At 65.2% G+C, this 19230-nt stretch carries 18 protein-coding genes; 10 read left to right on the top strand and 8 right to left on the bottom strand.

The features are described 5' to 3' along the window. Positions 1-300: 300 nt before the first annotated feature. From AC1DVR_RS11935 to AC1DVR_RS11950, 4 genes are all read left to right on the top strand, one after another. Positions 301-1911, top strand: coding sequence for a L,D-transpeptidase family protein (locus AC1DVR_RS11935; protein WP_478000794.1), 1611 nt, complete (start codon positions 301-303; stop codon positions 1909-1911). Positions 1912-1996: 85 nt separating this feature from the next. Next, positions 1997-3097: a UDP-3-O-(3-hydroxymyristoyl)glucosamine N-acyltransferase gene (gene lpxD, locus AC1DVR_RS11940; protein ID WP_478000795.1), complete on the top strand. Its 1101-nt coding sequence runs from the start codon at positions 1997-1999 to the stop codon at positions 3095-3097. Then, entirely contained in the window at positions 3094-3354 is a 261-nt protein-coding gene (locus AC1DVR_RS11945) for an acyl carrier protein (RefSeq protein ID WP_478000796.1), read from the top strand. The genes lpxD and AC1DVR_RS11945 overlap by 4 nt, the downstream gene beginning before the upstream one ends. Further along, positions 3354-4538 (top strand): beta-ketoacyl-[acyl-carrier-protein] synthase family protein, encoded by a 1185-nt coding sequence (locus AC1DVR_RS11950; RefSeq protein WP_478000797.1) that lies wholly within the window; start codon positions 3354-3356, stop codon positions 4536-4538. Before AC1DVR_RS11945 ends, AC1DVR_RS11950 begins: the two co-directional genes overlap by 1 nt. Here the strand turns inward: AC1DVR_RS11950 and AC1DVR_RS11955 are convergent, their stop codons facing one another. After that, positions 4539-5207: an invasion associated locus B family protein gene (locus tag AC1DVR_RS11955; protein WP_478000798.1), complete on the bottom strand. Its 669-nt coding sequence runs from the start codon at positions 5205-5207 to the stop codon at positions 4539-4541. Between the two features lie 469 nt (positions 5208-5676). Between AC1DVR_RS11955 and AC1DVR_RS11960 the strand changes: the two genes are divergently transcribed. Continuing rightward, positions 5677-7248, top strand: a complete 1572-nt coding sequence (locus AC1DVR_RS11960; RefSeq protein WP_478000799.1) for a helicase HerA-like domain-containing protein — start codon at positions 5677-5679, stop codon at positions 7246-7248. A 35-nt stretch (positions 7249-7283) separates the two neighbouring features. Next, positions 7284-7862, top strand: coding sequence for a hypothetical protein (locus AC1DVR_RS11965; protein WP_478000800.1), 579 nt, complete (start codon positions 7284-7286; stop codon positions 7860-7862). Here the strand turns inward: AC1DVR_RS11965 and AC1DVR_RS11970 are convergent, their stop codons facing one another. Genes AC1DVR_RS11970 through AC1DVR_RS11985 form a run of 4 tightly spaced genes read right to left on the bottom strand, consistent with a single transcriptional unit; the run spans position 7863 to position 11916 of the window. Continuing rightward, positions 7863-9167 carry an HlyC/CorC family transporter gene (locus AC1DVR_RS11970; protein ID WP_478000801.1) on the bottom strand — a complete coding sequence of 435 codons (1305 nt, stop codon included), beginning with the start codon at positions 9165-9167 and terminating at the stop codon, positions 7863-7865. It abuts the gene before it with no gap. Between the two features lies 1 nt (position 9168). Beyond that, a complete protein-coding gene (locus AC1DVR_RS11975; protein ID WP_478000802.1) occupies positions 9169-10161 on the bottom strand; it encodes a site-specific tyrosine recombinase XerD in 993 nt (330 codons plus the stop codon). After that, on the bottom strand, positions 10161-11792 hold the full coding sequence (locus tag AC1DVR_RS11980; RefSeq protein WP_478000803.1) for a hypothetical protein: 1632 nt from the start codon (positions 11790-11792) through the stop codon (positions 10161-10163). Before AC1DVR_RS11980 ends, AC1DVR_RS11975 begins: the two co-directional genes overlap by 1 nt. Further along, complete coding sequence (locus AC1DVR_RS11985) at positions 11782-11916, bottom strand: hypothetical protein (protein WP_478000804.1); 135 nt, start codon at positions 11914-11916, stop codon at positions 11782-11784. The genes AC1DVR_RS11980 and AC1DVR_RS11985 overlap by 11 nt, the downstream gene beginning before the upstream one ends. Positions 11917-12100: 184 nt before the next feature. Between AC1DVR_RS11985 and AC1DVR_RS11990 the strand changes: the two genes are divergently transcribed. Further along, positions 12101-12640 carry a shikimate kinase gene (locus tag AC1DVR_RS11990; RefSeq protein ID WP_478000805.1) on the top strand — a complete coding sequence of 180 codons (540 nt, stop codon included), beginning with the start codon at positions 12101-12103 and terminating at the stop codon, positions 12638-12640. 2 nt (positions 12641-12642) lie between these two features. Next, positions 12643-13755 (top strand): 3-dehydroquinate synthase, encoded by a 1113-nt coding sequence (gene aroB, locus AC1DVR_RS11995; RefSeq protein ID WP_478000806.1) that lies wholly within the window; start codon positions 12643-12645, stop codon positions 13753-13755. A gap of 1 nt (position 13756) precedes the next feature. Here aroB and AC1DVR_RS12000 read toward each other — a convergent pair whose 3' ends face one another. Continuing rightward, complete coding sequence (locus AC1DVR_RS12000; protein ID WP_478000807.1) at positions 13757-14545, bottom strand: hypothetical protein; 789 nt, start codon at positions 14543-14545, stop codon at positions 13757-13759. Positions 14546-14760: 215 nt separating this feature from the next. Between AC1DVR_RS12000 and AC1DVR_RS12005 the strand changes: the two genes are divergently transcribed. Beyond that, complete coding sequence (locus AC1DVR_RS12005; protein ID WP_478000808.1) at positions 14761-15507, top strand: trypsin-like serine peptidase; 747 nt, start codon at positions 14761-14763, stop codon at positions 15505-15507. A gap of 78 nt (positions 15508-15585) precedes the next feature. Here the strand turns inward: AC1DVR_RS12005 and glnA are convergent, their stop codons facing one another. Beyond that, positions 15586-16995, bottom strand: a complete 1410-nt coding sequence (gene glnA, locus AC1DVR_RS12010) for a type I glutamate--ammonia ligase (RefSeq protein WP_478000809.1) — start codon at positions 16993-16995, stop codon at positions 15586-15588. Between the two features lie 138 nt (positions 16996-17133). After that, the gene (locus AC1DVR_RS12015) at positions 17134-17472 is read right to left on the bottom strand and encodes a P-II family nitrogen regulator (RefSeq protein WP_478000810.1); all 339 of its coding nucleotides are present in this window, start codon (positions 17470-17472) and stop codon (positions 17134-17136) included. 181 nt (positions 17473-17653) lie between these two features. Here AC1DVR_RS12015 and AC1DVR_RS12020 point away from each other — a divergent pair, with 181 nt between their 5' ends. Continuing rightward, complete coding sequence (locus tag AC1DVR_RS12020) at positions 17654-19198, top strand: NAD(P)H-hydrate dehydratase (RefSeq protein ID WP_478000811.1); 1545 nt, start codon at positions 17654-17656, stop codon at positions 19196-19198. Positions 19199-19230: the final 32 nt, after the last annotated feature.

The following is a 19230-nucleotide window of genomic DNA, read 5'->3' on the forward strand; positions in this document are numbered from 1 at the left end:
TTCCGCCTCGTCCCCAAAGCGTGTGCATTTAATGGCATATCTTTTCCGTCGTCCCAACAGGGAATTCTGTCCCCGACGGCCAGTCTGCCGCCAATAGGCAAAGATTCGCTGAATTCAAGGGCGGTAATTCGCCGAAATTCCCCCTCACCGGGGACGTGATCAAATAGAGACATTCGAACCAGGGCAGGGCATGGGCGGTGCGGCAGGGCTTTGCAATGTCATAATTTCCACGATATCCTCTAGGAAAAGCAGCACAAAAAGCCCATGGCCGCTGATGCGTCCGGGCAAAGGATTTTGGCAATGGCGATTGAGATGAACAGGCGTGGCGCACTTCGGGCTGTGACTTCGGTTCTGGCCTTCGGGGCGGCGCTCCGGCTGGGTGCGGCCTCGGCACAGGTGCTGCCCTCGGCCTTTTCGCAGGCTTTGGTGGCCGAAGCGGGCGATGACACGGTGATCGCCGACTTCTACGGCGCGCGTGCCTACCAGACGCTGTGGACCGGGATGCAGGATGCGCCGCGGCGCGAGGCGCTGCTGCAGGCCTTCGATTCGGCCCCCGATCACGGCCTGCCGACGCAACGCTATGACGCCGCCGCCCTGCGCAGCGCCTTTGCGGAGGCCCAGACCGAGGGTGATCTCGGCCGTCTGGAAGTCACCATGACCCGCGCCATGCTGGCCTATGCCCGCGATCTGTCCTCGGGCGCGTTGGAGCCGGGCCGGATCGACGACAGCATCAAGCGCGAGATCAGCCGCCCTGACCCCGCGCTGCTGCTGAGCCAGGCGAGTGCCAATCTGCCGGTCCTTCTGTCGGGCCTCGCCCCGACTGCGCCGGAATATGCCCGCCTGATGGCCGAGAAATTCGCGCTGGAGGCGGTCATTTCGCGTGGCGGCTATGGCAATGTGATCTCGGTCGCCGAGGTGAAACCGGGCGCCAGCGGTGCCGCGGTCACCGAGTTGCGCGACCGTCTGGTCATGCTGGGTTACCTCGACCGCAGCTTCTCGGTCACCTATGACGAGACGATCCAGGCCGCGGTGCAACGCTTCCAGCTCAACAACGGGCTGACGCCCGATGGCGTCGCGGGCAAGCCCACGGTGGCCGAGTTGAACACGCCCGCCGCCGACCGCTTGAAAGCCGTGGTCGTCGCGATGGAGCGGCTGCGCTGGATGGGCAACGCGCCGCGCGGCACGCGTCACATCTGGGTCAACCAGCCCGATTTCACGGTGAAGGTGGTCGATGATGGCGCGGTGACCTTTGAATCCCGCGTGGTGATCGGCAAGACCGGGCATGATTTCCAAAGCCCGGAATTCTCGGACACCATGGAATATATGGTGATCAACCCGACCTGGTCGGTGCCGCGCTCGATCGTGGTCAAGGAATACCTGCCGCAATTCCAGAAGAACCCCGGGGCGCAGCGCCAGTTGCAGCTTCTGGACCGCGCCGGTCGCGTGGTCGACCGCAGCACGGTGGATTTTGCGGCCTATACGCCGGCGAACTTCCCCTTCGCCCTGCGCCAGCCGCCCGAGGACGGCAATGCGCTTGGCAAGGTCAAGTTCATGTTCCCCAACAAGTACAACATCTATCTGCATGATACCCCGTCGAAATCCTTGTTCACCAAGGAAGTCCGGGCCTTCAGCCACGGCTGTATCCGGGTCGGCGCGCCCTTCGACTTTGCCTATGTGCTTCTGGCCCGCCAAAGCGAGGATCCGCAGGCGCTGTTCAAGAAATACCTCTCCGGCGGGCGCGAGGCCGTCTTGAACATCGCTTCGCCGGTGCCGGTCCACCTGGTCTATTTCACCGCCTGGCCGGACGATCAGGGCCGCATCGGCTATCGCCGCGACATCTATGGCCGCGACGGCGAGCTTTACGCCGCGCTGAAAGATGCGGGCGTCAGCTTTGCGGGTGTTGAAACCTGATCTGAACCTGAGCATATGAAGGACTATCCCGCTTTTCGCGGGGTGGTCGGATTTGCGGGCATTCTGCCCGGTTGCGGAGGCGGGGATGGCTCATGAAATCGCAGAAATCGCCCGTGCGATCGGTGCCAGTTTCGAAGGCGATGGCAGCCTTTTGATCCAGGGTGCGGCCGAGCCCGCCTCGGCCTCGGCGCAGGATCTGGCGCTGGCCACCAACCCGAAATATGCCGATGGGCTGAAGCTTGGTCAGGCGCGCGCCGCCTTGCTGTGGCCGGGTGCCGACTGGCAGGCGATGGGGCTGCAGGCTGCGATCTTCGCGCCGCGCGGGCGGCTCGCCATGGCGGGCCTGACCCGGACCCTGGACGCAGGCCCCGCCATTGCGCCCGGAATCCATCCGATGACGGTGATTGATCCTTCGGCCGAAATCGGTGCGGGTGCCGCCATCGCGCCCTTTGTGACCATTGGCGCCGGCGCGAGGATCGGGCCGGGGGCACGGATCGCCGCCCATGTCTCGATTGGCGCGGGGGCGGTGATCGGGGCCGATGCGCTGATCCTGGAAGGCGCGCGGATTGGTGAACGGGTGAAAATCGGCGACCGGGTGATCTGCCAGCCGGGCTGTGTCATCGGCTCGGACGGGTTCTCCTTCGTGACGGCCGAGAAATCGGGGGTTGAAGAGATCCGCTCAACCCTCGGGATTCGTGAGGGTTTTCAGGAACAGCACTGGAACCGCATTCACTCGCTGGGGTCTGTCACCATCGGCGATGATGTCGAGGTCGGCGCCAATTCCTGCATCGACCGCGGCACGATCCGCGACACGGTGGTGGGCTCGCGCACCAAGCTCGATAACCTCGTTCATATCGGTCACAACGTCACGGTGGGCGAGGATTGTCTGCTCTGCGGCATGGTCGGCATCGCGGGCTCGTCGCGGATCGGCAACCGGGTGGTGATGGCCGGGCAATCGGGCTTGGGCGACAACCTGTTCATGGGCGACGACGTGATTGCCGGGGCCGGGACCAAGATCCTGACCAATGCCCCGGCGGGCCGCGTGCTGCTGGGCTATCCGGCGATCAAGATGGAAAACCAGATCGAGATCAACAAGGCCGTCCGCCGTCTGCCGCGCCTCGCCCTGCGGGTGGCGGCGCTGGAGGCGCGGCTTGGCGCCACCGATGCGCCGGGTGACGCGGAATGAACCTGACCCCGCGCGACAGGATCCTCGCCATCCTCGCGGCGCAGGCGCTGCTTTCGCCCGAGGATCTGCGGCTGGACGCGCGGCCCGAGGATCTTGGCCTCGACAGCCTCGGCCTCGTCGAGGCGATTTTCGCGATGGAGGAGGAGTTCGACATCTCGATCCCCTTCAACGCGCAGGACCCGGGGATGAGCAGTTTTGACACCTCCACGCTCGGCGCGGTGGTCACGGCGGTCGAGGCTTTGGTGGCGCGGGCCTGATGGCACGCGTGGTCATCACCGGGGCGGGCACGGTCAATCCTCTGGGGCATGACCGCGCTTCCACCACCGCAGCGATGGCAGAGGGCAAGGTCGCGGTCGGCGCCCTGAACATCCCGCAGCTTGACAGACTTCAGGTGAAGATCGGCGCGCAAGTCACGGATTGGACCGGAGATTTCGACCGGAGCGATCTTGTCTGGATGGACCCTTTCGCCCAATATGCCGTGGCCTCGGCGCGTGAGGCTTTCGCACAGGCAGGCTTCCGGCGCGGCGAGGCTCCGGGCGCTGGCGTGATCCTTGGCAGCGCGGGCGGCGGTTTGCAGACGGTGGATGACAGCTACCGCGCCGTCTATGCCCAAGGCAAAAGCCGCGTGCATCCCTTCACCGTGCCGCGCCTGATGGCGAGTGCGGCGGCCTCGCTGGTGGCGCGCGATCTGGGGCTGACCGGGCCGGGCTTTACCGTGGCCTCGGCCTGTTCATCCTCCAACCACGCAATCGGTCAGGCGTTCCAGATGATCCGCGCCGGGATGCTGCCGGTGATGCTGGCGGGCGGCAGCGATGCGATGCTGTGTTTTGGCGGGCTCAAGGCCTGGGAGGGGCTGCGCGTGCTGTCCGAAACCGCCTGCCGGCCATTCTCGACGGGCCGCGACGGGCTGGTGATGGGCGAGGGTGCCGCCGTCTTCGTGCTGGAGGACCGCGACCACGCCCTGGCGCGCGGCGCCCCGATCCTGGCCGAGATTGCCGGGTTTTCCATGACGACCGAGGCCGCCGACATGGTGCAGCCCAGCACCTCTGCCGCGGTGCATGCGATGGAGGCGGCGTTGCGCGATGCGGCCATGTCTTCCGCTGAGGTCGGCTATATCAACGCCCATGGCACCGGAACGCTCGCCAACGACCGCTGCGAGGCGCAGGCGATTGCGCAGGTTTTTCAACAGGATGTGCTGGTATCTTCCACAAAGTCGCTGCACGGCCATCTGATGGGGGCGGCGGGTGCGGTGGAGCTTCTCGCCTGCCTTCTGGCGCTGCAGGACGGGGTGATTGCGCCGACGGCGGGCTATCTCGGGCCGGATGCCGATTGCCCGGTGAACCTTGTCACCCAAAGAAAAACGGCCGCGGTGGCGGCCGTTCTGTCGAATTCCTTTGCCTTCGGCGGCATGAACGCGGTGCTCGCCCTCAGGAAGGCCTGATCACTTCTTGATCTTGGCCAGCGCGTCCTTGACGGCCTGCGCGCCCGCCGAGAAGCCCTTCAGCGGCACGTTGATCACCACGGTCTTGTCGGGCGAGGCAGCGGGCACCACGGTCATGGTCAGCTGCTTGCCCTTCTTCATCGCGTCGACCTCGGCGGCGGTGAAGCCGACCTTGGCGAGGCAGCCGTTCGAGGTGCAGACGTAGAAGGGGTAGAGCTTGCCCTTGTCGCCATCGACCGCGATGCGGATATTGGCGGTCAGCAGGGTTTCCAGCGGCGCGAGGATATTGGCGCCCATCGCTGCCTGGCCACCGTCGGGCAGGGCGAACATTACGACTTCCGAGATCGGCGCGCCGCTCTCGTCCTTCACCAGCTGGTAGAGCTGGCAGAAATCGGCGCCATCGGCCGATTTGGTGCAGCGCTGTTCCCAGGAGTCGAAGCTTGCGGCCAGATAGACCTGGCCCACGGCGGCCTGAGTCTGGTCGGGCAGGCCATCCGGGATCCCCATCGAAACGCCATCGGTCGCGGCAGGTGCGGCGGCGGCATCCGCCGGGGCGGCGGGCGGCGCGGTGGTCTGGGCGATGGCGGCGGGCGCCATGCCGAGGGTCAGCGCGCACAGACCCAGGCTCAGCGCCAGGTTGGAGGTGTAGCGGGCGAAATTGGCAGTCATATGTATGTCCTTCAACGAGCGATGGCGTCCGGGGCGGGCCCTGATCCGGCCCGCGGTTGACCTGCTTTAACACGGGCGCGCGCCCCGCGTCAGGCCGCAAAACGCAAAATGTGCACCTGCGGCGGAAGCTTGCGCAGGTCCGGGGCGCAAACCCTTGCCTTCAAAAGGAAAAAGGGCCGCGGAACGGCCCTTTTTCTGTCTCTTTTTTTGCTCCCTGTCGGACTGGCCGACTTGATGAACGGACGCTATGTCGGTTTCACATAATCGTCAACAAGGATTTTCACGGGCCCGGGTCAAATTCCCGTGGCGCGAAAAAAGGCCGCACCCGAGGGCGCGGCCAGTCCGACAGGGAGGAAGTATCGGGGCGGCGACAGGTCGCGGGCCCGATCAGATGAGGATGGCACAAGAAGGTTAAGGATGTATTCTCGGCCCGAGCGCCCGCATTTCGAACGGCCGCAGGAGATGTCAGATGAGCGATGCGATGGCGGACAGGATCTTTGTCGGCGGCGGTGGCGAGGGCTATGGGCTGCCGCAAACCCTTTTGCTGAAATACGGCAACCGGCACGGGTTGATCGCAGGGGCCACCGGCACCGGCAAGACGGTGACGCTGCAGATCCTGGCCGAAGGGTTTTCGGCTGCCGGTGTGCCGGTCTTCATGGCCGATGTGAAGGGCGATCTGTCGGGGGTCGGGGCTGCGGGCTCGGCCACGGCCAAGCTGCACGACGCCTTCATGAAGCGGGCGGCGACCATCGGGCTCGACCTGCAATACCGCAGCTTTCCGGTGACCTTCTGGGACATCTGGGGCCAGAACGGCCACCCGATCCGCGCCACTGTGGCCGAGATGGGGCCCTTGCTGCTGGCCCGCATGCTGCAACTGAACGACACGCAGGAGGGGGTGCTCAACGTGGCCTTCCGGCTGGCCGATGAGGAGGCGCTGCCGATCCTCGACCTCAAGGACCTGCAGGCGCTCCTGGTCTTTGTGGCCGATCATGCCGATGAGATTTCAAAGCGTTACGGGCTGGTCGCCGGCACCTCGATCGGCGCGATCCAGCGTCAGCTTCTGGTGCTGGAGAACCAGGGCGCGGTGCAGATGTTCGGCGAGCCGGCGCTGCAGCTCGCCGACCTGATGCGCGTCGATGCCAATGGTGCGGGGATGATCAACGTGCTGTCGGCCGAAAAGCTGATGCTGAACCCGCAGCTTTACGCGACTTTCCTTTTGTGGCTGCTCTCGGAACTGTTCGAGACCCTGCCGGAGGTCGGCGACCCTGACCGCCCGAAGCTGGTCTTCTTCTTCGACGAGGCGCATCTTCTCTTCACCGACGCGCCCAAGGCGCTGATCTCCAAGGTCGAACAGGTGGCGCGGCTGATCCGGTCGAAAGGCGTTGGCGTCTATTTCATCAGCCAGAACCCGGCCGATATTCCCGAGGTGATCCTGGGCCAGCTCGGCAACCGGGTGCAGCATGGCCTGCGCGCCTTCACCCCCAAGGACCAGAAAGACCTTGGCCATGCCGCCGAGACCTACCGCCCCAACCCGCGCTTTGACACCGCCACCGCGATCCGCGAGGTGGGCACGGGGGAGGCTGTGACCTCCTTCCTCGAAGACAAGGGCGTGCCGGGGGTGGTCGAGCGGACCCTGATCCGCCCGCCCTCGACCCAGGTCGGGCCGATTGATCCGGGCCTGCGGGCGCAGATCGTGGGCGCCTCGCCGATGGGGGCCAAGTACAACCAGACCGTAGACCGCGATTCGGCTTATGAGCGGTTGAAGGCACGGGCCGATGCGGCGGCGCGGCAGGCGGAGGGGCAAGCGCCGCAGTCGCCGCAGCCACCGCAGGCGCCGCCGACCAACGGTGACACCTATTCCCATGCCAAGCGCTATGGCGGGCCGGTGGGCACGGGCGGCACCGCCGCCCCGCGCCCGGCCCCGCGCAGCCGGACCGATTCGCTGACCGAGGCCTTTGCGAAAAGCTTCGCCCGCCAGATCGGCACCAAGACCGGCCAGGCCGTGGTGCGCGGGATTCTGGGCGGTTTGTTCGGCAAGTGAGGCGCGGTCTGACTTGGTTGAAGGCAACACTTGTTGTGTTTCTGGCGCTTTCTTCGGCCAGCGCAGAGGATCTCGATCCTTTGTCTGGTGTCGATCAGATTGTCGTCGAGATTGAGGATTGTCTGGATAAGGCCCTGACCGCAACAGATCCGGCTGTCGATGTGATGCCTGCCTACAAGACCTGCGCTGGCCCCGTGTTCAATCACTGCCTCTTCCTGTTCTGGCAGACCTCAGATGTCTGCGATGCCAAGCACCTGCTGGCATGGCGCAAGATTGGGCGCGATATGCTCGCCCGCAACCTGCTTGTGACCGTCAATCACGGGGACGTTGCGGCGCTACCCTACAACTACCTTTCACAGACCATCAGTAACTTTCTGGACGATGAACAATTGTTCGGCAATTTGTGCGGGCTTGCGGCATCGTTTCCCAGTTCCCAGTCAGTCGAAGAGGACGCGTCGCGCAAACGGCGCGACGTCGCCTGCCTCGTGAATAGCGCGATGACGGTAGCTATGTTTCAACATACCGCTCTGCACGCCAGACAGCTATCGCTTTGGAAAACCTGTCAGAAGGCGGGAAGCGCGGATTGTGCCAACCTTCTGACCTTGACGTGGTGATCAGAGCTTCCTGACCTTGATCCGGGTCAGGCGGTTTTCGCGTCGGGTCATCACCTCGAAGCGGAAGCCGTGGAAGCTGAAGGCCTGGCCTTGTGCCGGGATCATTTGTGCTTCGTGGATCACGAGGCCCGCCACGGTATTGGCCTCGTCGTCGGGCAGCGCCCAGTCGGTGGCGCGGTTGAGGTCGCGGATCGTCATCGCGCCATCGACCATCACGCCGCCATCCTCGGTGCGCTTGACGGTATGGGTGGTGTCGACCACGTCGAATTCATCGGTGATCTCGCCCACGATCTCTTCCAGGATGTCTTCCAGCGTGATCAGGCCCTGCAGGGTGCCGTATTCGTCCACCACCAGCGCGAAATGGGTGCGGCGTTTGAGGAACTCGCGCATCTGTTCGTCGAGCGTCGTGGTGTCGGGGATGAAATAGGGCTTCATCGAGACCTTGACGACATCGAGCGATTCCATCGCCTTGGCGTGGCTGTCGTGGATATGGTCGAGGCGCTCGACCTCGCGCAAAAGGTCCTTGGCATGGATGACGCCAAGGATGTTCTCGTCGCTGCCGCGGTAGACCGGCAGGCGGGAGTGCGAAGAGGCGAGAACCCGGCTCACGATCTCTTCGGGGGCCAGATCGGCGTCGATCATCTCGGTCTCGCGCCTATGGCGCATGATCTCGTCCACGGTGCGGTCGGACAGATCCAGCGCGCCAAGCAGGCGGTCGCGGTCCTCTTTCTCCACCGCGCCCTCGGAATGGCCGAGCGAGATGGCGCCGGCGATCTCCTCGCGCAGGGCGAGGATGTGGCGGCCGGGGTCGGCGCGCATGCCGAAGATCCGCAGGATCAGCCCGACAAGGGCGCGCACCGTGGTCACGATCGGGGTGAAGACCTTGATCAGGAAGATGATCGCCGGCCCGACGCGCACGGCGAAGGGCACCGGGATCATGATGGCGACCGTCTTGGGCAGCACCTCGGCAAAGACCAGCACCAGGACCGTCACGATCACCGTGGCCAGTGCCACGCCATTCGACCCGAACAGGTCGGTGAGCAGCGCCGTGGTCAGCGAGGCCGACAGGATATTGGCGACGTTGTTGCCCAGAAGCAGCGCGCCGATCATGCTTTCGCGGTCGTCCGTCACCTTCAGCGCCGCCTTGGCGCCCTTTGACCCCTTGTCGGCCTGCGCCTTCAGCACCCCGCGCGAGGCGGCGGTGAGTGCGGTTTCAGAGCCGGAGAAGAAGGCCGAAAGCAGCAGCAATCCCGTCACCGCCAAAGCGGTCAGCACAAGGGTGGCGTTGGCGGCGATCCAGTCCATTTTATCCTTTGGTCCTTTTGGTGGTGGAGAGCGGATGGTGGTTCATTACCAGATCCTTCAGCTGATCTTCCAACACATGGGTGTAGATTTCGGTGGTCGAGAGGTCGGCATGGCCCAGAAGCGTCTGGATCACGCGCAAATCGGCGCCATTGGACAGAAGATGGGTGGCAAAGGCATGGCGCAGCACATGGGGTGACACCTGGGCAGGGTCGAGCCCGGCTTTCAGCGCCATCTCCTTGACCAGCCCGTGGAATTGCTGCCGCGTCAGATGGCCCCCGGCGCCCGGGCCGGGAAAGAGATGGCGATTGGGCGGCTTGCCTTCCTTGCGGGCGGCGTCTTCCTCGGCATCGCGCAGCTTCAGCCAGGCGGTCAGGCCGGCGCGGGCGGGGGGCGACAGCGGGGCCATCCGCTCCTTGTCGCCCTTGCCTTTGACGAGGATCATCCGCGGGTCGCCCCGCACCGTGGCCATCGGCAATTCGACGAGTTCGGAGACCCGCAGCCCGGTGGCATAAAGCAATTCCATCAGCAGAAGGTTGCGCTGGCGGTCGCGCGGGTTGCGGCCGGTCTCGGCGGCGGCGGAGAGAAGCGCTTTCACATCGGCCTGGCTCAGCGATTTCGGCAGGTGGCGCGAGGCGCCGGGGCCTGCGATGCGGATCGCCGGATTGTCGGCGCGCCAGCCCTCTTCATGGGCAAAGCGGTACAGCTGGCGGATCGCCGAAAGCCTGCGGGCGCGGGTGCTTTGCGACAGGCCCTCGTTGGCGCAGGCGACGAGGTAATCCTCGACATCGCTGCGCGTGGCATCGGCAAGGTGGCGCGGCGCAAGGTGGCTGGCGAAGGCCAGCAGGTCGCGGCCATAGGCCTCTTGCGTGTTGCGCGCGGCATTGTGTTCGGCGGCATGGGCCTGCAGGAAGGTCGAGATCCAGCGCTGGCTGTCTCCGGTTCCCTTGCCCGTTCTTAAGGCGCTACTGTCGTCGTCTTGCGCGGGATCTTCCATCAGCCGCGCCGGTCCAGCAGCAAAAGTTGCAGGGCGGCGCGGCGCGCCACGTCTTCCTGACCGAGCTTATGCAGCACCGAAAGCCCGGCGGTGACGGCGCGCAGATCGCCGGCCTCGCCCTCGTGCATCAGGGGCATGGTCATCAACAGCGCCTCGCCGATGCGGCCCTGGTCGATCAGGGACTGGATGTCTTGCGGGATCTGCGGCGCGGTGTAACTGTCGAGGATGGCGCGCGCCGTGTCGGTCGTGGCTTGCGCCTTATCGGGCGTACCCTGCGCCAGGGCCAGCGCGAAGGCGGCTTCGGGGTCGCTTGCGCTGCGGCCCTTGGTCAGTTTCGCATAATCGGGCGACAGGAGCATGACCGTGCGGGCCACCGATGCGGCCTCACCTGACAGCGTAAGTTTGGCCAAGGCCGGGCCGTAGAGCGTGGCGAAGGGCACCTCAAGCTCGGCCTGTTTCATCAAGGCCCAGGCGGGCGGCAAGGTGCGGGACACCGCCTTGGGGTCCTTGGCGGCGATCGCCTTGTCGACGGCCTGAAAGGCTGCGACCCGGTCCCAGACCCCACCGGAGGCCGCGGGCCTTTGCTGGGTGTAAAGCCCGAGCAGCAGGTTGGGCGCGACCGAGCCGAGGCGGCTGAGGCGTTCGACCGCCTCCAGCTGCGCCTTCCAGCCGGCCTGATCGGAGAGGTCGGCATAGGTGAAGGCCACGGGCAGGCTCGTCTCGGGCAGAGGCTCGCCGATGGCTTCATAGATGCGGAAGATCAGCGGGGTGACCGGCTTTGGCATGATCGGCGTGATGCCCTCCTCGTCGAGCGAGGGGTCCATGAAGCGGGTCAGCAGGGCCGCCTCTTCCGGGCTGACGGTCCCCAGCGCCTTGGAGGTGTCGAGCGTCAGCTCCGCCGTGTCGAAATCGCCCGCGCGCGCGAGGCAGAAGATTCGCGTTGGCAAGGCAGGGGCCAGCCCCGGCGCCTGTTTCAATGCGGTGCAGGCGCGGTCCTCGTCGCCGATCAGCAGGGCCACGTCAAAGAAGCGCCGGAAGATCTCGGGCGAGCGGGCGGCGCCGGCGGTGTCCAGCAAAGCGCGGGCCTGATCGAGCGCCCCCATCTCCATCAGCTTGTCGACCCGGGCCAGAAACAGGCTTTCCCCGGCGGGGATGTCGCTCGGCGCGTCGGCCTCGGCCAGCAGCAAGGTCAGGGTCAGGCCCTGCATCGCCGGCAGATCCTGGGCATTGTCGCGCAACAACAGGGCCTTGATATCCTCGACCTTGGCCATGCCCCACAGGTCCTGCGGCAGGCCCGTCACGTTCGGCGGCAGAAGGCCAAGGGCGTCGGTGCTTTCGACGCCAAGGGTCTGGACGGTCACATCCTCGGGGGCGGCGCCCTTCTTGGTCACAGGCGGTTCGACCGGTGCGGGCATTGCCGCCGGGGTCACCAGCGACTGGCTGAGCCAGTCGATCGCCGACAGCGGGGCAGGTTGCTGCACCTCGGCCCGGGCTGTCCTTGCAAAATCGCAGATCACCAGAACGGGCAGCACCAGCACGGCGCCGCGCAGGGCCGCCGTCACGCCACGCGTCACAGGCCCGCGCCGCGGCGTCAGTCCGGAACCACCCCTGGTAAATCGGTCACTCGGCATTCAGTGTCACCGGCACTTTGATTTCGCCCGTCTTCGGCGAAAGGTCTGCGAGATAGGCATAGGCCACCAGGGCGGCAAAGCCCAGAACCGCCAACACCAACACCGCCTTGATCAGTCGTCCCATCAGGATCGCCTTCTATTGCCTGTTCCTGCACCCCGACCGGAGCCCACTTTCGGGGCCTTGATCCGATCCCACATTTATATATGGCATTTGCCGCGACTTCACGCCATTCAGGACACGAAAGTCATCTGCCAGGGCGGCATTATCCTGCCCTTGGCGCATGCGAAAGGGGGGACGGGACGTAACCATGCAGCGCTTGAGGAAAACCGTCGTCCTTGTCGGCATGATGGGGGCGGGAAAAACCGCTGTGGGGACCGCCTTGGCGCGGCTTCTGGGCGTGCCTTTCCTTGATTCGGACGAGGAGATCGTGAAAGCCGCCAAGCAGTCCATCGCCGAGATCTTCGAGCGCGACGGCGAGGCCTTCTTTCGCGCCCGCGAGACCGAGGTGCTGAACCGCCTGCTGCATGGCGTGCCCTGTGTCCTCTCCACCGGCGGGGGCGCCTTTCTGGCGCCGGTCAACCGGGCGCTGATCCATGACAGCGGCGTCTCGGTCTGGTTGCGCGCCGATCTGGAGCTTTTGTGGCAAAGGGTGCGCCACAAGACGACGCGGCCCTTGCTGCGCACCACCAACCCGCGCGAAACCCTGCGCGGGCTTTACGAGGCGCGCCAGCCGGCCTATGCGCAGGCCGATCTGGTGGTGGATTCCGCCGCTGACATTTCGGTCGATGCGATGGCCGAACGGGTGGCCGCGGCGCTGAGCCAGCGCCCCGATGTGCTGGAGATTTGAGAATGACGAATGTGGTGGCGGTGGATCTGGGGACGCGGTCCTATCAGGTGCGGATCGGTCCGGGTCTGATTGGGCGGCTCGGGGCCGAGATCGCGCCGTTCTTACGCCGTAAGAGGGTGGCGATCGTCACCGACGAAACCGTGGCCGCGCTGCATCTGCCCGCCGTGATGGCCGCGCTGGCGGCCGAGGGCATCACCGCGACCTCTCTGGCGCTGCCGCCGGGTGAGGCGACCAAGGGCTGGCCGGAGTTCACCCGCACCGTCGAATGGCTGCTGGCCGAAAAGATCGAGCGGCGTGATATTGTCGTGGCCCTCGGCGGCGGCGTGGTGGGTGACCTTGTGGGCTTTGCCTGCGCGGTGCTGCGGCGGGGCGTGGGCTTCGTGCAGGTGCCGACGACGCTGCTGTCACAGGTCGACAGTTCGGTCGGCGGCAAGACCGGGATCAACTCGACCCATGGCAAGAACCTGATCGGGGCCTTTCACCAGCCGGTTCTGGTGCTGGCCGATACCGATGTGCTGAACACCCTGCCGCAGCGCGACCTTCTGGCCGGCTATGGCGAGGTGGTGAAATACGGGCTGCTGGGCGACGCCGCCTTCTTTGACTATCTGGAGGCCGAGGGCCCGGCCCTGGCGCGCTATGACGCCGGGGTGATCCTGAAGGCCGTTTCGCGCTCGGTCGAGATGAAGGCGCGTATCGTGGAACGCGATGAGACGGAAGAGGGCGAGCGCGCCCTGTTGAACCTCGGCCATACCTTCTGCCATGCGCTGGAAAAGGCCACCGGCTATTCCGACCGGCTTTTGCATGGCGAGGGGGTGGCGATCGGCTGCGCCTTGGCATTTGAGCTGAGCCAGCGGATGGGCCTGTGTTCGCAGGAGGCGCCAAGCCGGGTGCGGGCGCATCTCAAAGCCATGGGAATGAAGACCGACCTCTCCGACATTCCGGGCGAATTGCCGGGGGCCGAGGCTTTGGTGGCCCTGATGGGGCAGGACAAGAAGGTGGTGGACGGCAAGCTGCGCTTCATCCTCGCCCGCGGGATTGGCGAGGCTTTCGTGGCCGAAGACGTGCCGCCAGCCCTCGTCACCAACCTGTTGCAGGACGCTTTGCGGCGGACCTAGGTCACTCCCACTCGCGCAGATCGCCGCCGTTCAGGTGGTAGAGGCCGGCCCGCGCCAGACCGACCGGCAGGACCAGAACCAGGCAGGACCAAGCGATGGCATGGGCCAGCACGGGCCGGGCCAGATGCGACGCCCGGGCCAGAAGCCTGCGGCCAAGGGTCGGGCGGGGCGGGACGATCAGTTCGTCCACGGAACGGGCGGCGGGGGGGATCGGCGCGGGGGCTTCGGCTTCGGCGGGAAGGTCCGGCACGGCATGGATCAGCGCGCGGATTGCGGCCAAAGCAGGCTCGCCCTGATCGGTGCGCGCGACGCTGGGGTTGTCGGCCGCCAGGCTTAACGGCACGAGCGGGGTTGGCTCCACGCGCAAAGACCTGACGGGCAAGGGTGGGTTGGGCAAGGGTTGGGCGGGCACGGGTCGGGCGGGCCGGTGGATCAGGTCGGGATAGGCCAGCGGCTCGGGCGGGGTCGGGTCCGGCATCAGGATCTTGCCCGCCTCCGCCACCCGGGCGGCGAGTGCGCAAACCCCGGCGCCGACCTGAAGCCGCGAGGGCACGAAGCGCTCGGCACGCCCCATCCAGCCGGTTGCCGGGCTATAGCGCCCCGACGCCACGGTTGCGCCAAACCCGGCCAAACGGATGCTCGCCCGCCCCAGCCTGGGTGCGAGGCTGCGCCGTGCGATCTCGGTTCCGACCATGGCCCAGGCCCTGACATGGAACTTCGGCTGCTGCCGCCCGTCGACCCAGATCGGGGGGCGATCGGGGACGGGGTCCTTCAATGACGGACGTTCCATGACAAGCTCCGCAACACAAACATCGTAATCAATGACCCAAAGTCTGGCGATGATTCTGGCAATTTGGTGGTTTTGGTGGGGCCAAAGCGTGGTGTTGCACACGTTGGGGTTGATTGTTTCCCGGTTCGGGCTAGGAGATGGGCAAAGTGATCGGGTGGGTTGTAGCAGGGCTGTTTTCGGACATAACCTTGCGCGGAACCGGAGGGGGGCTGCGGATGCGACAGGGTTTTTGGCGTCACGGACTGCCGTTTCTCCTCCCGCTGGCGCTGGCCGCGCTGCCGGTGCTGGCCGAACCCGCGCCGCCCCGGATGATCCCGGATGACGAGGCTGCGGCGTGGCGCGCGGTGGGGCCCTTGCATGTCGCGGGCAACCGGTCCTGCACGGCCAGCCTGATCTCGGATCACGAGGCGATCACCGCGGCGCATTGCCTGTTTCACCCGATCACCCATCACCGCGCCGACCCGTCCGACATCAAATTCGTGCTGGGCCAGCGCCGCGACAGCTATGCCGCGCTGCGCGGGGTGGTGCGGACCGCGGTTCTGCCGGGCTATGTCTATATCGGGCAGAAGGTCGGGCTGGAGCAGGTCGCCAGCGACATCGCCCTTCTGGAACTGGATCAACCGGTTACGCCCGACGAGGCGCAGCCCTTGCAGGTGGTGGAATGGCCCTTGCCGGGGGCGCAGAACGCTTTGGTCAGTGTCCTCGGCTATGGCCAGGACCGGCCCTATATGGTCACGATGCGGTCGGGGTGCAGGGTGACCGCGACGGCGGGGCATGTCGGCCAGATCGACTGCCCGCTGGTGCCGGGCCTGTCGGGCGCGCCGGTTCTGCTGGGGGCAGGCAAGACGCCGCAACTGCTGGCGGTGGTCTCGGCCACGGTCGGCACCAGGGTCAACCCCAATGCCAGCCTGATCCTCTCCATCGCCCCGCATCTGGCCGAATTGCGCGCGCTTCTGAAGTAAGGCGCGGGCCAAAGGAAAAGGCCGCCAAAGGAAAAGGGGCGCCCGGAGGCGCCCCTTTGAATCCCATGCCGATCAGGATCAGCAGGAATAGTACATCGCGTATTCCACCGGGTGCGGCGTGTGTTCGAAGGCGTAAACCTCTTCCCACTTCAGCGCCATGTAGGCTTCCAGCTGGCTGCGCTCGAACACGCCGCCGGCGAGGAGGAAGTCCATGTCCTTCTCCAGCTCGTCCAGGGCTTCGCGCAGCGAACCACAGACGGTCGGGATGGTCGCCAGTTCTTCCGGCGGCAGATCGTAAAGGTCCTTGTCCGAAGCCGGACCCGGGTCGATCTTGTTCTTGATCCCGTCCAGACCGGCCATCATCAGGGCGGCGAAGGCCAGATAGGGGTTGGCCGACGGATCGGGGAAGCGGGCTTCGACGCGCTTGGCTTTCGGCGACTCGGTCCACGGAATACGGACGCAACCCGAGCGGTTGCGGGCCGAATAGGCACGCAGAACCGGGGCTTCGAAGCCGGGGATCAGGCGCTTGTACGAGTTGGTCGAGGGGTTGGTGATCGCGTTCAGCGCTTTCGCGTGGATCAGGATCCCGCCGATGAACCACAGGGCTTCCTGGCTCAGGTCGGCATACTTGTCGCCGGCGAAGAGCGGCTTGCCGTCTTTCCAGATCGACATGTTGACGTGCATCCCCGAGCCGTTGTCGCCCTTCATGGGCTTGGGCATGAAGGTCACGGTCTTGCCATAGGCGGCAGCCACGTTGTGGATGACGTATTTGTACTTCTGGATGTTGTCGGCCTGTTCGACCAGACCACCGAAGATCATGCCGAGCTCGTGCTGTGCGGTGGCCACTTCGTGGTGGTGCTTGTCCACCTTGATGCCCATGCGCTTCATGGTCGACAGCATTTCCGACCGCAGGTCCTGGCTGGCATCGACCGGGTTCACCGGGAAATAGCCGCCCTTGAACGGGGCGCGGTGGGCCAGGTTGCCGCCTTCGAAGGCCGCGTCGGTGTTCCAGGCCGCATCTTCCGAGTCGATCTGGTAGGAGACCTTGTTCGGCGCGATCTGATAACGGACGTCGTCGAAGATGAAGAATTCAGCTTCCGGCCCGAAATAGGCGACATCGCCCACGCCCGAGGACTTCAGGTAAGCTTCCGCCTTCAGCGCGATCTGGCGCGGGCAGCGATCGTAGGGCTCGTTGGTGTCGGGCTCGACCACGTTGCAATGCACGCAGAGCGTCTTTTCGGCGTAGAAGGGGTCCATGTAGACCGAGGCCGCATCGGGCATCAGCTTCATGTCCGACTCGTCGATCGACTTCCAGCCAGCGATGGAGGAGCCGTCGAACATGAAGCCTTCTTCGAAGAAGTCCTCATCCACGAGGTCAGCCACCAGCGTCACGTGCTGCAGCTTGCCCTTGGGGTCGGTAAAGCGGATGTCGACGTATTCGACGTCTTCGTCCTTGATCAGTTTCAGAGCATCGCTAACTGCGCTCATCATGCTGCCTTTCGGGTTGGGGTTACTGTTCGTTCGTCTTGGCGCGCCTGGGCTCCGCGATCCGGGTTTTCCCTTTGGAATGTCCCGGTTACGGCAAGCGCCTGAGGCACCCGAAGGGCACCCCAGCAGCGGATGGCATCAAATCGCGTCGTCGCCAGATTCGCCAGTGCGAATGCGGATGGCTTGTTCGACGGAAGAGACAAAAATCTTGCCGTCGCCGATCTTGTCGGTGCGGGCGGCCGAGATGATCGCCGCGATGGCGGGTTCGACCATGTCGTCCGAGAGGATGACTTCGATCTTCACCTTGGGCAGGAAATCCACCACATATTCGGCGCCGCGATAAAGCTCGGTGTGACCCTTCTGGCGGCCAAAACCCTTCACTTCGGTCACGGAAAGACCCTGGATGCCTGCTTCCTGCAGGGCCTCTTTGACTTCATCCAGCTTGAAGGGCTTGATGATGGCCTCGATCTTCTTCATGCGACTCCCCCGGGGCGTAGTGTAATCGGCGTTTTTCGTCTTTGATCGTCTGACCACTTCCGCGGCGCGGGAACAATTGACTAGACTGTGGCGCCGGGGCCGCGGCGCGGGATTCCGCCTTGAGCGCCTATAAATTGCGCGATGCGCGTAAAAAATGATCTGTTTGAAAAAAGGCAACCCGATGACCGAACTCCTGACCGCCGCCCAGATGCGGGCCATCGAGGCCGCCGCCATCGCGAGCGGCGAAGTGACCGGGCTGGAGTTGATGGAGCGCGCCGGGCTGGGCGTGGTCGAAGCGGTGTTCGAGGAATGGCCGGAGCTGCGCGCAGGCTCCTTCCGCGCCGTGGTTCTGTGCGGTCCGGGCAACAACGGCGGCGACGGCTTTGTGGTGGCGCGGCTGTTGAAGGAGTGGGGTTGGGAGGTGCACGTTTTCCTCTACGGCGACGCCACAAAATTGCCACCCGATGCGCGGGTGAATTATGAGCGGTGGGTGGGGATGGGGGAGGTGCGGGATGCCATGCCCGGCGGCAATTTCGAAGTGATCGTCGATGCCCTGTTTGGAATAGGTCTGACCCGTTCCATTTCCGATGGTCTCGTGGCGGCAGTTGATGGCCTGGTGGAACGGACGTTACTTTCAAGCCCCAATTCTAAGACCAAGATTGTGTCGATCGACATTGTATCGGGCTTTTGCGCTGATAGCGGGCGCAGGCTTGGTAAGGCTGCACCATACTTTGCGCACCTGACAGTCACCTTTCACCGAGCAAAACTGGGCCACTATTTGGGTCAATATATCGACGCACCTTGGGCGTTGCGCTGCGTAGATATTGGTTTGGGCGACACAGAGGGCACTACGCGACTTACATCTGTGCTTGGTGGGAGGTTGCGAAAACGCAATGGCCACAAGTTTGGCTTTGGCCACGCCCTCATTCTCTCCGGCTCGCCCGGCCACACCGGCGCTGCCCGGATGACCGCCCGAGGCGCTCTCAGGATCGGTGCGGGTCTGGTGACTGTCGCCTGCGCGCCCGAGACCTTGGCGGAAAATGCAGCTCAACTGACCGCGATCATGCTGAAAACCGTGGCGGATGGGGCAGGGCTGGCGGAGATCCTGACCGACACGCGGATCAACGCGCTCTGCCTCGGTCCGGGGCTTGGGCTGGACGCCCATTCCGCCGATCTGGTGGCGGCGGCGCTTGCGGCGGTGGGTGAGGATCGCGCAGCCCCCCGCAGACTGGTGCTTGATGCCGATGCGCTGACCCTGATCTCTCGCGATCCGGCCCTGTTTGCGGCCCTTCATCCCGGTTGCGTCCTCACCCCGCATGGTGGCGAGTTCGCCCGGCTTTTCCCCGACATTGCCGCCAAACTCGCCGAACCGGCGACCAGGGGCCCGGCCTATTCCAAGGTCGATGCAACGCGCGAGGCTGCCGCCCGTGCCAATTGCACCGTGCTGTTCAAGGGGCCTGACACGGTGATCGCCTCGCCCGACGGCACCTGCGCCGTCAACTCCGCCGTCTATGACCGCGCGGCGCCCTGGCTCGCCACGGCGGGATCGGGAGACGTTCTGGCCGGCTTCATCACCGGCCTCCTCGCCCGCGGCTTTGCCCCGCAACAGGCGGCCGAGACGGCGGCCTGGCTCCATGTCGAATGCGCAAGATCCTTCGGCCCCGGTCTCATCGCCGAAGACCTGCCCGAGGAACTGCCAAAGGTATTCAGGGCGCTGGGGCTCTAGAAACCCCGCGCCTCTTCATTCAGACAAAAATA

The sequence above is a fragment of the Rhodobacter sp. P2_H5 genome (genome assembly GCF_056403335.1).

Excerpts from the sequence above, each read along its gene's own strand:
- AC1DVR_RS11935 (WP_478000794.1), top strand. The coding sequence starts at position 301 with ATGGCGATTGAGATGAACAGGCGTGGCGCACTTCGGGCTGTGACTTCG.
- lpxD (WP_478000795.1), top strand. The coding sequence starts at position 1,997 with ATGGCTCATGAAATCGCAGAAATCGCCCGTGCGATCGGTGCCAGTTTC.
- AC1DVR_RS11945 (WP_478000796.1), top strand. The coding sequence starts at position 3,094 with ATGAACCTGACCCCGCGCGACAGGATCCTCGCCATCCTCGCGGCGCAG.
- AC1DVR_RS11950 (WP_478000797.1), top strand. The coding sequence starts at position 3,354 with ATGGCACGCGTGGTCATCACCGGGGCGGGCACGGTCAATCCTCTGGGG.
- AC1DVR_RS11955 (WP_478000798.1), bottom strand. The coding sequence starts at position 5,207 with ATGACTGCCAATTTCGCCCGCTACACCTCCAACCTGGCGCTGAGCCTG.
- AC1DVR_RS11960 (WP_478000799.1), top strand. The coding sequence starts at position 5,677 with ATGAGCGATGCGATGGCGGACAGGATCTTTGTCGGCGGCGGTGGCGAG.
- AC1DVR_RS11970 (WP_478000801.1), bottom strand. The coding sequence starts at position 9,167 with ATGGACTGGATCGCCGCCAACGCCACCCTTGTGCTGACCGCTTTGGCG.
- AC1DVR_RS11975 (WP_478000802.1), bottom strand. The coding sequence starts at position 10,161 with ATGGAAGATCCCGCGCAAGACGACGACAGTAGCGCCTTAAGAACGGGC.
- AC1DVR_RS11980 (WP_478000803.1), bottom strand. The coding sequence starts at position 11,792 with ATGCCGAGTGACCGATTTACCAGGGGTGGTTCCGGACTGACGCCGCGG.
- AC1DVR_RS11985 (WP_478000804.1), bottom strand. The coding sequence starts at position 11,916 with ATGGGACGACTGATCAAGGCGGTGTTGGTGTTGGCGGTTCTGGGCTTT.
- AC1DVR_RS11990 (WP_478000805.1), top strand. The coding sequence starts at position 12,101 with ATGCAGCGCTTGAGGAAAACCGTCGTCCTTGTCGGCATGATGGGGGCG.
- aroB (WP_478000806.1), top strand. The coding sequence starts at position 12,643 with ATGACGAATGTGGTGGCGGTGGATCTGGGGACGCGGTCCTATCAGGTG.
- AC1DVR_RS12000 (WP_478000807.1), bottom strand. The coding sequence starts at position 14,545 with ATGGAACGTCCGTCATTGAAGGACCCCGTCCCCGATCGCCCCCCGATC.
- AC1DVR_RS12005 (WP_478000808.1), top strand. The coding sequence starts at position 14,761 with ATGCGACAGGGTTTTTGGCGTCACGGACTGCCGTTTCTCCTCCCGCTG.
- glnA (WP_478000809.1), bottom strand. The coding sequence starts at position 16,995 with ATGAGCGCAGTTAGCGATGCTCTGAAACTGATCAAGGACGAAGACGTC.
- AC1DVR_RS12015 (WP_478000810.1), bottom strand. The coding sequence starts at position 17,472 with ATGAAGAAGATCGAGGCCATCATCAAGCCCTTCAAGCTGGATGAAGTC.
- AC1DVR_RS12020 (WP_478000811.1), top strand. The coding sequence starts at position 17,654 with ATGACCGAACTCCTGACCGCCGCCCAGATGCGGGCCATCGAGGCCGCC.